The organism is Pseudaminobacter salicylatoxidans, from assembly GCF_003148475.1.
Taxonomy (GTDB): Bacteria; Pseudomonadota; Alphaproteobacteria; order Rhizobiales; family Rhizobiaceae; genus Pseudaminobacter; species Pseudaminobacter salicylatoxidans.
This window is the reverse complement of the sequence record NZ_QGGG01000003.1, coordinates 42786-56415: the sequence shown is the minus strand read 5'-3', so window position 1 is coordinate 56415 and position 13630 is coordinate 42786. Positions and strand designations below refer to the sequence as shown.

Annotated in this window: 17 protein-coding genes; 14 read left to right on the top strand and 3 right to left on the bottom strand. The window is 62.1% G+C overall.

What is annotated here, in order from left to right:
• Positions 1-54 precede the first annotated feature (54 nt).
• The gene (locus tag C7441_RS05165) at positions 55-1551 is read left to right on the top strand and encodes a leucyl aminopeptidase (protein ID WP_109611979.1); all 1497 of its coding nucleotides are present in this window, start codon (positions 55-57) and stop codon (positions 1549-1551) included.
• A 55-nt stretch (positions 1552-1606) separates the two neighbouring features.
• On the opposite strand, the gene C7441_RS05160 is transcribed toward C7441_RS05165, so the two are convergent.
• The gene (locus C7441_RS05160) at positions 1607-1801 is read right to left on the bottom strand and encodes a DUF1059 domain-containing protein (RefSeq protein ID WP_109611978.1); all 195 of its coding nucleotides are present in this window, start codon (positions 1799-1801) and stop codon (positions 1607-1609) included.
• Positions 1802-1956: 155 nt separating this feature from the next.
• On the opposite strand from C7441_RS05160, the gene C7441_RS05155 reads away from it, so the two are divergent.
• From C7441_RS05155 to C7441_RS05125, 7 genes are all read left to right on the top strand, one after another.
• Entirely contained in the window at positions 1957-2406 is a 450-nt protein-coding gene (locus C7441_RS05155; RefSeq protein WP_019170534.1) for a DNA polymerase III subunit chi, read from the top strand.
• Positions 2364-2978 carry a P-loop nucleotide/nucleoside kinase family protein gene (locus tag C7441_RS05150; RefSeq protein WP_244916064.1) on the top strand — a complete coding sequence of 205 codons (615 nt, stop codon included), beginning with the start codon at positions 2364-2366 and terminating at the stop codon, positions 2976-2978. The genes C7441_RS05155 and C7441_RS05150 overlap by 43 nt, the downstream gene beginning before the upstream one ends.
• Before the next feature lie 187 nt (positions 2979-3165).
• A complete protein-coding gene (locus C7441_RS05145; RefSeq protein ID WP_109611976.1) occupies positions 3166-3768 on the top strand; it encodes a hypothetical protein in 603 nt (200 codons plus the stop codon).
• Positions 3769-3770: 2 nt separating this feature from the next.
• Entirely contained in the window at positions 3771-4631 is an 861-nt protein-coding gene (locus C7441_RS05140; protein ID WP_109611975.1) for a 23S rRNA (adenine(2030)-N(6))-methyltransferase RlmJ, read from the top strand.
• A gap of 66 nt (positions 4632-4697) precedes the next feature.
• On the top strand, positions 4698-5138 hold the full coding sequence (locus tag C7441_RS05135; protein ID WP_109611974.1) for a hypothetical protein: 441 nt from the start codon (positions 4698-4700) through the stop codon (positions 5136-5138).
• A gap of 20 nt (positions 5139-5158) precedes the next feature.
• The gene (locus C7441_RS05130; protein ID WP_109611973.1) at positions 5159-5884 is read left to right on the top strand and encodes a ribonuclease T2 family protein; all 726 of its coding nucleotides are present in this window, start codon (positions 5159-5161) and stop codon (positions 5882-5884) included.
• A 65-nt stretch (positions 5885-5949) separates the two neighbouring features.
• Positions 5950-6546, top strand: a complete 597-nt coding sequence (locus tag C7441_RS05125) for a glutathione S-transferase family protein (protein ID WP_109611972.1) — start codon at positions 5950-5952, stop codon at positions 6544-6546.
• Positions 6547-6608: 62 nt separating this feature from the next.
• On the opposite strand, the gene C7441_RS05120 is transcribed toward C7441_RS05125, so the two are convergent.
• Positions 6609-7268 carry an outer membrane protein gene (locus C7441_RS05120; protein WP_019170528.1) on the bottom strand — a complete coding sequence of 220 codons (660 nt, stop codon included), beginning with the start codon at positions 7266-7268 and terminating at the stop codon, positions 6609-6611.
• 402 nt (positions 7269-7670) lie between these two features.
• On the opposite strand from C7441_RS05120, the gene C7441_RS05115 reads away from it, so the two are divergent.
• From C7441_RS05115 to C7441_RS05090, 6 genes are all read left to right on the top strand, one after another.
• Positions 7671-8435 carry an SDR family oxidoreductase gene (locus C7441_RS05115; RefSeq protein WP_109611971.1) on the top strand — a complete coding sequence of 255 codons (765 nt, stop codon included), beginning with the start codon at positions 7671-7673 and terminating at the stop codon, positions 8433-8435.
• Positions 8432-10510, top strand: coding sequence for an excinuclease ABC subunit UvrC (gene uvrC / locus C7441_RS05110; protein ID WP_109611970.1), 2079 nt, complete (start codon positions 8432-8434; stop codon positions 10508-10510). Before C7441_RS05115 ends, uvrC begins: the two co-directional genes overlap by 4 nt.
• A gap of 127 nt (positions 10511-10637) precedes the next feature.
• Positions 10638-11228 carry a CDP-diacylglycerol--glycerol-3-phosphate 3-phosphatidyltransferase gene (gene pgsA, locus C7441_RS05105; protein WP_019170525.1) on the top strand — a complete coding sequence of 197 codons (591 nt, stop codon included), beginning with the start codon at positions 10638-10640 and terminating at the stop codon, positions 11226-11228.
• On the top strand, positions 11225-11491 hold the full coding sequence (gene moaD, locus C7441_RS05100; protein WP_019170524.1) for a molybdopterin converting factor subunit 1: 267 nt from the start codon (positions 11225-11227) through the stop codon (positions 11489-11491). The genes pgsA and moaD overlap by 4 nt, the downstream gene beginning before the upstream one ends.
• Before the next feature lie 7 nt (positions 11492-11498).
• A complete protein-coding gene (locus C7441_RS05095) occupies positions 11499-11966 on the top strand; it encodes a molybdenum cofactor biosynthesis protein MoaE (protein ID WP_019170523.1) in 468 nt (155 codons plus the stop codon).
• Between the two features lie 99 nt (positions 11967-12065).
• Complete coding sequence (locus C7441_RS05090) at positions 12066-12851, top strand: META domain-containing protein (RefSeq protein WP_109611969.1); 786 nt, start codon at positions 12066-12068, stop codon at positions 12849-12851.
• Between the two features lie 93 nt (positions 12852-12944).
• On the opposite strand, the gene ndk is transcribed toward C7441_RS05090, so the two are convergent.
• Positions 12945-13367, bottom strand: coding sequence for a nucleoside-diphosphate kinase (gene ndk, locus C7441_RS05085; RefSeq protein WP_019170521.1), 423 nt, complete (start codon positions 13365-13367; stop codon positions 12945-12947).
• Positions 13368-13630 lie beyond the last annotated feature (263 nt).

Here is a 13630-nt window from a genome sequence, read left to right as displayed (position 1 = left end):
GAAATCTCCCGTGAAATTTCGTTTGCGAAACTCTTTCCGAAAGCAGGTTTACCGATGACGTTCATGCCGACAATCAGCTTCGTCAAATATGCCGCACCCAAAAAGGGCCTTGCGATCGTTCTGGCCGGCGAAGGCGGTGCCCTCGGCGATGCGGCTGCCGCCTGCGATCCAGGCAAGATTCTGGCGCGGGCGTTTTCCGTGTCGGAATTTTCCGGAAAGTCGGGCAGCGTCGTGGATGTGCTGGCGCCGGAGGGCTCGTCGCTGGATCGCCTCGTCGCCATCGGCGCGGGAAAGGCGGAAGACCTCAATGAATATGCCTGGCTGAAGCTCGGCGGCACGATTGCCGCGCAACTGCGCAAGGCCACCGAGGTGGCCGTGGTGGCAGACATTGCCGGGGTTGCGATCACACCTGCGGATGTGGCGCGACTGGCGGCCGGCATCGTGCTGCGCAGCTACGGCTTCGACAAGTACAAGACCCGCAAGGACGAGGCCAACGGCAAGGACACGCCTTCCAAACCCGCAAAAATCGCCATTCATTGCGCCGAACCGTCGGCCGCCAAAAAGGCTTTTGCCGACCTGCAGGCCGTAGCCGACGGGGTGATGCTGGCGCGCGATCTGGTCAACGAGCCCGCCAATGTGCTCGGCCCCGTCGAATTCGCCGCGCGCGCCAAGGAATTGGAAAAGCTCGGCGTCAAGGTGGAGGTGCTGACCGAGAAGGAAATGAAGAAACTGGGCATGGGTGCGCTGCTGGGCGTGGCCCAGGGCTCGGTGCGCCCGCCGCGCCTCGTCGTCATGCAATGGAATGGCGGCAGGGCCAAAGCCAGGCCCGTCGCCTTCGTCGGCAAGGGGGTGGTGTTCGATTCGGGCGGCGTGTCGATCAAGCCGGCCTCGGGTATGGAAGACATGAAGGGCGACATGGGCGGCGCGGCCGCCGTTACCGGGCTCATGCATGCGCTGGCCGCACGCAAGGCGAAGGTGAACGCGATCGGCATCATCGGCTGCGTGGAGAACATGGTTGACGGCAATGCGCAGCGCCCCGGCGACATCGTCACCTCCATGTCGGGCCAGACCATCGAGGTGCTGAACACCGACGCGGAAGGACGCCTCGTGCTGGCGGATGCGCTGTGGTATTGCAACGACCGTTTCCAGCCGAAATTCATGATCGATCTGGCGACGCTTACCGGTGCGATCATGGTGGCGCTCGGCCAGCACCATGCCGGCCTGTTCTCCAACGACGATGAGCTTGCCGCGAACCTGTTCGCGGCCGGCCAGACCAGCCAGGAACGCGTCTGGCGCATGCCGGTCGGACCGGAATACGACAAGATGATCGATTCCAAGAATGCCGACATGAAGAATATCGGCGGCAGGCACGGCGGTGCGATCACGGCTGCGCAGTTCCTAAAGCGCTTCGTGAAGGATACGCCCTGGGCGCATCTGGACATTGCCGGCACTGCCATGGGCACGCAGGCGAACGAGATCAACCAGTCATGGGGGTCCGGTTTCGGGGTCCGGCTGCTCGACCAGCTGGTGCGCGACAACTACGAGGGATAATCAGTCATCCGTCCGGTGCGGGCCTGAATGCGGCCGCACCGGACAGGCCTGTTGATCAGGCCGCTGGCGCGCCCACGTGGATGGCTTTCTTGATCTCCGCGCGCAACTCGGGCGTATCGTGTTCTCCATGCACCGATACGGCATGCTGAACGGCAGCTTCGACCAATTCTTCTTCACCGTCTGCCGAGATCGCGACGGTGCAGGACATTTCACTTGGGAATTCGCGGCAGTCTATGTACTTGCGTGTCATCTCCGCCTCCCGGCCACTCCCCTATACATCAGGGACTGGTAATATAATCCTGTCCAGGATGGCCGACAAATCACAAGCGGGCTCTTGCCACGGATGCCGGCCGCTTCTGTCCGTTTGCATTTCCATTCGCCGCGCGATCGCGTAGGTTCGCGCGCATGGCTGAAGTTCTCTTTTATCATCTGACGGAGTCGACGCTGGAAGAAGCGCTGCCGGGGCTGCTCGAAAAGAGTGTACAACGCGGCTGGCGCGTCGTGGTGCAGACCGGCACGCAGGAGCGGCGCGATGCGCTGGATGCCCATCTGTGGACCTATCGCGACGAGTCCTTTCTCGCTCATGCGACGGACAGCGAAGCCTATCCGCATGAGCAGCCGGTGCTGTTGACCACGGGGCAGGGCAACCCGAACGAGGCGCGCATCCGCTTCATGGTCGATGGAGCGATGCCGCCTGACCTTGAAGGCTACGAGCGTGCCGTGTTCATGTTCGACGGCCATGATACCGCGCAGGTCGAGGCTGCCCGCGAGCACTGGAAGTCTGCCAGGGCAGGGGGGCACACGGTGACTTATTGGCAGCAGACACCGGAACGTCGCTGGGAGCGCAAGGCGTGACGGGCGGGCTCTCTTCTTCCACGCCGGCAGACGGATTTCCGCGCATCGTCATCATCACCGGTTGCATGGGTGCGGGAAAATCGACCGTGGCGCAGGCGCTGGCCGAGCGGTTGCCGAAGGCGGTGCATCTGCGCGGCGATCTTTTCCGTCGCATGATCGTCAGCGGCCGCGTGGAGATGAGCCAGAACCCGCCGCCGGAAGCCGAGCGCCAGTTGCGGCTGCGCTACGAACTGGCGTGGAGTGTTGCGGCGCAATATGCCGATGCAGGTTTCACCGTCGTCTATCAGGATGTCATTCTGGGCGAGTTTCTGGAGTGGGCGGCCGAACGACTGAAGTCCTATCGGCCGGCCGTGGTGGTGCTCGACCCTTCCGCCGAAGTGCTGACCGCGCGCGACCGGGCCCGCTCGAAGAATATCTATGACGACCCGATCTATGGCTCCTGGACTGCCGCGCAGATAAGACAGGTCTTGCATGAGCACACTCCACACATCGGCCTGTGGCTCGATACATCGGCCCAGAATGTAGACCAGACGGTGGATCAAATCCTGGAAAGACTGCGGCAGAGCGACTGACCGTATGGCTGTCTCGCCGGCCAATGCTGCGAAACCTTCGGGAGTCTGAAGTATTATTGCGGACAACAGGTCGATGCAGCACTATCTGCCTGCGTCAATGTGGGCACGCACCGTTTCGTGAGACTGCGGAACAGATGCCGATGAGGCGGTCGCAGCCGGATGAGCCGGTGCTTTCGGGCGACATGCAATGCGAGTTCTGTTTCTTCTGGTCTTCGCAGCCGGAGCAGTGCTTGGAATTGGCTATCCGTGGGCTGCACTGCATCTGACGGGGCACGAACTGGGTACTTACCGCGTCTATGAACGGGCCACGGGATATAAGCCGGTCGAGGTCGCGCTGTCGGCGTCCGAAGCACCGCTGCGCGTCGCGGTCGATCTGCGCATCGTTGGCGGAACCAGACAGATCGATGGTCATTCGATACTGAGCCTCACAGTTACCGGTGACGGGCGTAGCATGCTGGCAGTGCCGCTCACTTTTGCCGAGGCCACGCTGGAGGACAAGTCGGCCGAGACCAACGAGCGCATCTATCGCGACGATGCCGGCCTGATACCGGCCCTGCAGAATGGCATCTATACGTTTTCGGTGCAGCCGGGCGAAGAAACCGGCATCTATATCCAGTCGGTGGACATCATCCTTCGGGCAGATGCGTTTGCCGTCTATGAGGTGGTGCGGACCGGCGGTTTCCTGCTAATGGCTGCCGGGATCACCGGCCTGATCTTCGCCATGATCCGTCACCGGCGCATGCGGTGGCGGCAATCGGGTGCGCAATTGCGGGAACTGGACGAGAACTGAGCATGAATTACCGCCACGCCTATCACGCTGGCAATTTCGCCGATGTCGTCAAGCACGCCGTTCTGGCGCGGCTGGTGGAATATCTGAAGCAGAAGGACAAGGCTTTCCGCGTCATCGACACCCATGCGGGGATCGGCCTCTACGATCTCGGTTCGGAGGAGGCCGGCAAGACGGGAGAATGGCGAGGCGGTATTGGTCGCCTGCTCGATGCGACGTTCTCACCCGAGGCGGCCGCACTGCTGAAGCCCTATCTCGACGCGGTGGGCGAAACGGATGCGTCGGGCGAGCTTTCCTTCTATCCGGGTTCGCCGCTTGTCGTGCGCCGGCTGCTGCGCAAGCAGGACCGGCTGTCGGCGATCGAGTTGCATCCTCAGGACGTACAGCTTCTGAAGGAGCTTTTCGCCGAGGATTTTCAGGTCCGCGTCACCGAACTGGACGGCTGGCTGGCGCTCGGCGCGCATCTGCCGCCCAAGGAAAAGCGCGGGTTGGTGCTGGTCGATCCGCCCTTCGAGAAGGAGGGCGAGTTTCTGCGGCTGGTGGAAGGCCTGCAGCGTGCGCACCGGCGCTGGCCAGGCGGCATCTATGCGCTGTGGTATCCGATCAAGGATCGCAAGGCGGTGGCCGGGTTCCGGCAGGCGCTCGCTGATGCGGGCATCCCCAAGATCATGGACATCGGCTTCGAGATCAGGCGGCCTTCGTCCGAACCGCGCCTCGACGGCACCGGCATGATCGTCGTCAACCCACCTTACACGCTGGAACGGGAACTGAACGTGCTGCTGCCGGCATTGCACGCCTTGCTGGCCGAAGAGAAAGGCTCGGGCTGGTCGCTGGAATGGCTTGCCGGGGAAACCGTGTCGGGTTGACCGACGCATGAGCATTGCGCACTATTTGCGTCTGCATTGCGTTCGCGATGATTCACGAGGTTAGCTATGTCACGCTTCGTTCAATTCGCCATGGCTGCCATCGTAGCCGCCGGCTCGCTTTTTTCCACATCGACTGTTTCCATGGCCGCCGACTTCATCGTGCGGCAGGCGGCGCCCGTCAGCCTGTGCGCCGATCAGCGTTTTCTGAAAAAGATCGTGCATCGCTTCGACTATCAGGTTCGGCATGTGCCGAATTTGCCGAATGTCGGGATCACCGATTTCTACGACATTCACGAGACCCGCTATCTGCCCCAGGCCGAGCGCCAGCCGATCGCGAGGCTTTATTGCGGCGCCAGGGTCAGCCTGACCGACGGCAATATGCGCGACATCTGGTATCTGATCGAGGGCCGAATGGGCTTCGCCGGCATGGGCGACAATGTCGAATTCTGCGTGGCGGGCTTCGATCGCTGGTTTGTCTATGACGGCCGTTGCCGCGTTCTGCGCTGACAGCATCGGCGAAAAAGGCAATGTGCGTGAATGCCGGCCGCAAGCGATACCGCGTGGCGATTGTGCTTGGCGCGGCCTTGCTGGTGCTGGTTGCCGGCTGCAAACCTTCCGGGAGTGAGCAGAAGGCCGCGGAGCCGGCGCGTTCCCAGGTCGCTACGGTGCCGATAGGGTCGGGTTTCGATTTCTACGTGCTGTCGCTGTCGTGGTCGCCAAGCTATTGCGAGGCGGATCCGGATCAGGCCAACAGCCAGCAGTGCCGGGGCGGACGGCCATACGCTTTTGTCGTTCATGGGTTGTGGCCGCAATATGAGCGCGGCTACCCGCAGGACTGCCCCACCAATCGCCCGCGCGTGCCCGAGAGGGAGGCGCGCGGGCTTCTCGACATCATGCCTGCGGTCGGGCTCATCGGTCATGAATGGCGCAAGCACGGCACCTGTTCGGGTTTGGGGCAGGAAGATTATTTCGAGGTGCTGCGCGCCGCCCGCGAGCAGGTGACGATTCCGCCCGAATATACGCGCCTGGGCAAATATCTCACGCCCGATCCGCAGGAGGTCGAGCGCGCCTTCCTGCGCGACAACCCCGGCATTCCCGCCGATGGCATCGCAGTGACCTGCGACCGGCGCTATCTGCGCGAGGTGCGTATCTGCATGACACGGGACCTGTCCTACAGGCGATGCGACGAGGTTGACCGGCGCGCTGCCTGCCGCCTGCCCAAGGTGGTGATGCCGCCGGTGCGCGGTGGTTGAACTCCCGTTCCTGTTCTTGTTTTCAGCAAGCGGCCAGCCGGTCGCGCCAACATCCGGAAGAATTCATGCCAAAGCTTCTCTATTCGTCCGCTTCGCCTTTCAGCGCCAAGGTGCGCATGGCCGCCGCTTACGCGGGATTGGCACTGGACGCCGTTCCGACCGATACCGGCGCACAAGGCGCGGAACTGGTTTCGGCCAATCCGCTCGGCAAGATTCCTGTTCTGATCAATGATGACGGCAGCAGCGTTTTCGACAGCCGCGTCATCACCCAGCATCTCAACCGGATTTCGGGCAATGCGCTGTTTCCGCGCAACGCCGAAAAGCGGCTGGACGCCGAGCGTCTGGAGGCTTTGGCTGACGGCATTTGCGATTGCCTTCTCGCCCATGTCTACGAACGCCGCATGCGGCCGGAGGAAAAGGTGCATGCGCCCTGGCTCGACAAGCAATGGACGAAGGTGACGCGCGCTCTGGACGTGCTGAACGCCAATCCGCCAAAGCTCCCGAAGAAGATAACCGCCGGTCAGATCGCGCTGCGCGCCGCGCTCGGCTATCTCGATCTGCGCTTTGCCGGCCAGTGGGAACGCGGTCGTCCGAAGCTCAAGCGGTGGGCCGCCCGCTTCGACGAGAAATTCCTGGAACTCAAGCCGTATCTGCCGGCCTGAACGAAAAAGCCGGGCGCTTGGGGCGCCCGGCTTCTCATTCCTCGCCCGGAGGCGGGGAAAAATCAGAACTTCATGCCGATGCCGAACTGGATGCGGTGATCGCGAGCATCGACGTCGCGCGTGCCGCCACCGGTCGTGAAGGACTTGTTGCCATAGTCGGTGTAGCGATACTCGACGCGGCCGAACAGATTGTCGGTGACCTTGATGTCGGTACCGGCACCGGCGGTCCAGCCGACCATGGTGTTCTTGTCGGAGATGCCGCCTTCGGTCACCTTCAGGCTCTGCGCAGCGCCACCGGCGGTGACGTAGGGCAGGATGTCCGGCGAAACGGCATAGCCGAGGCGGGCGCGCAGCGAGCCGTTGAGACCGCCTTTGGCTTCCGTACCGGCATTGTCGCCCTTCAGGCCACCATATCCGATATCGCCCTCGACACCGGCGACGAAGTTGTCGACCTGGTAGTTATAACCCAGGAAACCGCCACCGACGAAGCCATCGGTCTTGATGCTGTTGCCCGGCTCCTTGACGCGGCCGGAAAAGCCGTAGCCAAGGTTCACACCGGCATAGGGGCCGGACCAGGTGTTGAGCGGGGGCAGTTCCATCGGGGCGGCAGGTGCCGGTGGCTCTTCCATGACCACGTCGGCCGCATTGGCGGGAACGCCAGCGAGGGCGATGAGCCCGAGCGTAGCCGCAAACGGCAGCGCGAATTTCAATTTGGCTTCCATATTCTGTACTCCTTAGCCACAGCACTTCAGTTTTCTGTGGGAAGACATCCCGCAGGTCTGGGAGACAACCCGTCGGGCGTCTTAACGGTCCCAATGTCGTGTCGAAATGCGGCCAGAGAGTACCTGAAATAGGGAGTTTAGCTGGCGCTAATGAGGCGGAAAGGTGACGTTGCCCTCGTGCAACACCGCTGTCAGGAGAGCGTGTTCGAAGTGGCAAAAGGTCCCTTGGTTCAATGGTTTGTGCTGCCTATATTGAATCGAGTTGTGAATTTGCGTCGCTGCCGGGGACGGTCTGTCGGGTTTCTCGCCACATTGCCGTCAAAGGAGCGAACGGGAATTAACCTGTAAGGCGACCGGATCGCCCGCAGGCAGGATTTACACCCGAAAATTGGGGATGGACAAATGCGGGAAAATGGCAGGGTCGCGCTTGTGACCGGCGGCGCCAGGCGCGTCGGCAGGGCTATTGTGGAAGACCTCGCAGCGAATGGCTTTGCGGTCGCCATCCATTGCAACCGCTCGCGTGCCGATGCCGATGAGTTGGCCGCATCGGTAGCCGCGCAAGGTGGCGAGGCTGCCGTTGTCGTGGCCGATCTCACCGACATGCGCGCTGTAGACGGTTTGGTACGACAGGCGAGCGCGGCGCTGGGCACGGTTTCGCTGCTGGTCAACAACGCTTCGGTTTTCGAACCCGACGAGATCACCGATTTTGACTGGGCGGCGTGGGACAGGAATTTCGCCGTCCATCTCAAGGCGCCGGTCCTGCTGGCACGGCGGTTCGCGGAAAGCCTGCCTCATGAAGCCGAGGGGCTGGTGGTCAATATCGTGGACCAGCGCGTGCTGAAGCCGACGCCGAACTATTTTTCGTATGCGCTTTCGAAGTCGGCGCTGTGGAATGCCACCCGCACCATGGCGCAGGCGCTGGCCCCGCGCATCCGCGTCAACGCCATCGGGCCGGGGCCGACGCTGGCCAGCAGCCGCCAGCAGGCCGAGGACTTCTCGCGGCAGGTCGAAGGGCTTATCCTCAGGCGCGGCCCCTCGCTTTTGGAATTCGGCGCCACGATCCGCTATCTATGGGAAGCGCGCTCCGTCACCGGACAGATGATCGCGCTCGATGGCGGCCAGCATCTTGCATGGCAGACGCCGGATGTGACAGGCATAAAGGAATGAATCCCGGAAATCCCAATCTGAAGTCTCTTCACAAGCCGCGCGCCGGCAGGGCCAGCGGCGACGTGGCCGGCTATATGCCCGGTCACGAGGTCGAGGAAGACGAGGGGCCGGACGTCGAGGCCCCGCCGCAGCTTGCTGATTCGCCGTTCACCGCCATCGACTGGACCGCCAATCCCGATGACACCGAAGGCAAGGTCGGCGCCGAGGTTATCCAGACGCTGGTCAAGCGCCTGCCCAACGCACCGGGCGTCTACCGCATGATGAATGCGGCCGGCGATGTGCTTTATGTCGGCAAGGCGCGCAATCTGAAGAAGCGCGTGACGCAATATGCACAAGGCCGCTTCCACACCAATCGCATCGGCCGCATGGTGCGCGAGACGGCCACGATGGAGTTCGTCGTCACCCGCACCGAAATCGAGGCGCTGCTGCTTGAAGCCAATCTTATCAAGCGTTTGCGGCCGCGCTTCAACGTGCTGTTGCGCGACGACAAGTCGTTTCCCTATATCCTGCTGACCGGGGATCACCCGTCGCCGGGCATTTTCAAGCATCGCGGCGCGCGCACGCGCAAGGGCGATTATTTCGGGCCGTTCGCATCCGCCGGCGCGGTTGACCGCACCATCAACTCGCTGCAGCGCGCGTTTCTGTTGCGCACCTGCACGAATTCGGTGTTCGAGACGCGTACACGCCCCTGCCTGCTGTACCAGATCAAGCGTTGTTCAGGTCCCTGCACCGGCGAAATCTCGACGGCCGACTACGCGGAACTGGTGGATGAGGCGAAGGACTTCCTCTCCGGTCGCAGCCAGAAGGTGAAGACGGAGATTTCCGGGGCCATGCAGGAGGCGGCCGAGGAGCTGGATTTCGAGCGTGCCGCGATCTACCGCGACCGTCTGGCCGCGCTCAGCCATGTGCAGAGCCATCAGGGCATCAATCCGCAATCGCTGGAGGAGGCCGACGTCTTCGCCATCCATCAGGAGGGCGGGCAGGTCTGCATCCAGGTGTTCTTCTTCCGCACCGGCCAGAACTGGGGCAACCGCGCCTATTTCCCCAAGGCCGATCCGGCGCTGGAAGCGCAGGAGGTGCTGGGCTCCTTCCTCGCCCAGTTCTACGACGACAAGCCCAGCCCGCGGCTTCTGCTGCTGTCGCACAAGGTCGAGGAAGAGGAGCTTCTGGCGCAGGCGCTCGCCACGCGCGCGGGCCACAAGGTAACGATCTCCGTGCCGCAGCGTGGCGAGAAGAAAGACCTTGTCGATCACGCCCTGCAGAATGCGCGCGAGGCGCTCGGTCGCAGGCTGGCCGAAACCTCGACGCAGGCACGCCTGCTTGCGGGGCTTGCCGAGACATTCGGGCTGGAGCGCACGCCGGCCCGTATCGAGGTCTACGACAACTCGCACATCATGGGCACCAATGCAGTCGGCGCCATGATCGTGGCGGGGCCGGAAGGATTCGTGAAGAATCAGTACCGCAAGTTCAACATCCGCTCGACCGACATCACCCCCGGCGACGACTTCGGCATGATGCGCGAGGTGATGACGCGCCGCTTCTCGCGCCTGCTCAAGGAGCATGGCGATGCGGACAATTCGCATGAGGCGGATGCTGAGGAGGCGATGAACGGCTCCTTCCCGGCATGGCCCGACCTGGTCCTCATCGACGGTGGGCAGGGACAGATGACGGCCGTGCGCCAGATTCTTGGCGATCTTGGCGTGGAGGAGAGGGTAACGGCAATCGGCGTCGCAAAGGGCGTGGACCGTGAAGCCGGCCGCGAGCGCTTTTTCGTCCGGGGCCGCGAATCCTTTACGCTGCCGGTACGCGATCCGGTGCTCTATTTCGTGCAGCGCCTGCGCGACGAGGCGCACCGCTTTGCCATCGGCTCGCACCGCGCCCGCCGCAAGAAGGAGATGACGCGCAACCCGCTCGACGAGATCAGCGGCATCGGGCCGGGACGCAAGCGCGCGCTGCTTCTGCATTTCGGCACCGCCAAGGCGGTGAGCCGCGCGGCAGTGGAAGATCTGATGGCCGTGGATGGTGTTTCGGAATCGATCGCGCGGGTGGTCTATAACCACTTTCACGAGAAATGAACGCATGGTGGTGAAAAATAGCGCTGGGCCAGCGCCTTCATCCGGTTGACCCCTCATGGAGGTATCTGATTTGAGTACGCATGTTGAAAAGACCGGAGACGGGAAGGCTTTGAAAAACGGAAGCAAGATGGGTAAGCGCGCGTTCAACCTTCCCAACATCCTGACTTATGGCCGTATCATTGCCGTGCCGCTGGTCGTGCTGTGCTTTTTCCTGGAAGGCCACCTGAAGTCGAGCGATTTCGCGCGCTGGTCGGCTCTGGCTATTTTCCTGATCGCCAGCATCACCGATTATTTCGACGGCTATCTGGCGCGCGCCTGGCAGCAGACCTCCAATATCGGCCGCATGCTGGACCCGATCGCCGACAAGCTGCTGGTCGCTACCTGCCTGCTGGTGCTCGCAGCCGACACCGACCGAACCATTGCCGGCTGGTCGTTGTGGGCGGCCATCATCATCCTGTGCCGCGAGATACTGGTTTCTGGCCTGCGCGAATATCTGGCTGCGCTGAAGGTCAGCGTGCCGGTGACGCAGCTTGCCAAGTGGAAGACGACCATCCAGATGGTGGCCATAGCCTTCCTGCTTCTTGGGCCTGCGGGTGACAAGATCGTGCCTTACTGGACGCAGACCGGTATCTTCCTGCTCTGGATTTCGGCTATCGTGACCCTGTATACCGGCTATGACTATTTCCGCGCCGGCGTGAAGCATATAATGGACGAATGACAGAACATCCGACCAAACTCGTTTATTTCGCCTGGGTCCGGGAGCGTATCGGTCGGCCGGAGGAAGACATCGCCGTGCCCGTCGATGTCGAGACCGTGGCCGACCTTTTGTTGTGGCTGAAGGGCCGCGGCGAGGAATATGAAAACGCGCTGCAATATCCGGACGTGATCCGCGTCGCCATCGACCACGAGCATGTCGAGCACGGCGAACGGATCGCAGGCGCGCGCGAGATCGCCTTGTTCCCTCCGATGACCGGCGGGTGAGGCGGGCATGTCCTCCGTTACAAGCGACGTGCGCATCCAGCGCGAAGACTTCGATATCCAGTCCGAGGTTGCGCGCATAAGCGATGGCCGTGCCGATATTGGCGCGGTGGTGACTTTCACGGGCCTATGCCGCGACGAGGCGGGCAGGCTTTCCGCGCTGGAACTCGAACACTATCCCGGCATGGCCGAGGCCGAGATTTCGCGCATTGCTGCAGAAGCGGTTGCGCGCTGGCCGCTGCAGGGCCTGACCGTGATTCACCGCTACGGCAGGATCGTGCCGGGTGAAAATATCGTGCTGGTGGTGGCAGCTTCCGCCCACCGGCAGGCAGCCTTCGAAGCCGCCAATTTCCTGATGGACTACCTGAAGTCGCGCGCGCCCTTCTGGAAGAAGGAGCACCACGCCGACGGCACGGCCGGCGAATGGGTGGAAGCCAGGGAAGCCGACGACGAAGCCCTCACGCGTTGGCGGCGCTGAAAACCGGATTCGGCGGCCGGCAGGATTTTTAATCGTTTCGACATGGAACGACCGCAATGCTCTGTCCAGTTTTGCCGTCATAGCGGAGGAGCAGAAATCATGCTGGGCAGGATTGCGGAATTCATGATCTTCGGCTTTGCGCCGCTTCTTGTGGGCGTGCTGGCCCTGCCGATGCAGTCCATGGCGGAAGACAAGGTTATTAGCGGTGAAGTGCTCTACCGCGAGCGCATCGCCCTGCCGCCCGACGCGGTGCTGACCGTGCAACTGATGGATCTCAACCCCGACGGTGAGCCTTCAACCGTCATCGGCCAGCAGATCATTCCTGATGCAGGGCAGGTGCCGATCAAATTCGAACTCCATTTCGATCCCGATGCGATCCAGCCCGATGTCTCCTATGCGCTGGAAGCCAACATCACCGTCGACCATACGCTGTGGTTCGAGAACGATACGCGTTACGAGGTCGATCCGCTGAATGCAGGGCCACAGACGCTGGTTCTGTCGATGGTCAGGAAATCCTCCAGCGAGCCTGCGTCGAACGAGAATGCACCGGCAGGCCTGTCCGATACCGCCTGGCTGGCCGAGGACATCGAGGGCGGGGGCGTTATCGATTACGCGCAATCGACCTTACGCATTGGCGCCGATGGCAAAGTCAGCGGCAAGGGCGCCTGCAACAACTATTTCGGCGCGGCCACGATTGATGGCAGTTCCATCAAGATCGGCCCGCTGGGATCCACCTTCATGGCGTGCCCGCCGGCAATCATGGATCAGGAACGAAAGTTCTTTGACGCGCTGGGCAAGGCGGCCAGCTTCCGCATCGAGGACGGTAAGCTTTACCTCGCCGACAATGAGGGTCGCGATATTCTGCGTTTCGCCAGCCAGGACTGATCGGCGACCATCCGGATAATAAAAAAGCCGAGGCTTTCGCTCCGGCTTTTTCAATGAAATCAGGCTTTTGCGCCAGAAATCCGATTCTGGATATTAGCCGACGATCTCGGTGTCGGAGAACCAGTACCTGATTTCCTGTGCGGCGGTCTCGGCAGCGTCCGAACCGTGCACCGAGTTCTCGCCGATCGACAGGGCATGGACCTTGCGGATGGTGCCTTCGGCAGCCTGCTCCGGGTTGGTGGCGCCCATCACTTCGCGGTTCTTGGCGATGGCGTTCTCGCCTTCCAGAACCTGAACGATCGTCGGGCCCGACGACATGAACTCGACCAGTTCGCCGAAGAAGGGGCGTTCCTTGTGGACGGCGTAGAAGCCTTCGGCCTCGCGGCGGCTCATCCAGACGCGACGCGATGCGATGACGCGCAGGCCAGCATCTTCGAGCATCTTGGTGATGGCGCCCGTGAGGTTGCGGCGCGTGGCATCCGGCTTGATCATCGAGAACGTGCGTTCGATCGCCATGGTATTTCCTTCTGCAGATGGGGTGAAAAGTGTGGCGGACCCTATACAGGGCGCCCGGCCTATTGCCAAGGGCCGAGAGGCACTTCACGCGCAGTGGCGGATGTGCGCCGCGCGCTTTTTGCGGAGGCGTTTCGCGGATGCCTCACTTCCCCCCGCGATGCTGTTCCGATTTTGGGGGCGGTGTCCAGTGTGTATTTTTGCAGCCTTGGTTCGAATTAAATATATAATATTGAAATATCAATATAACTGAGTGACATGTATCG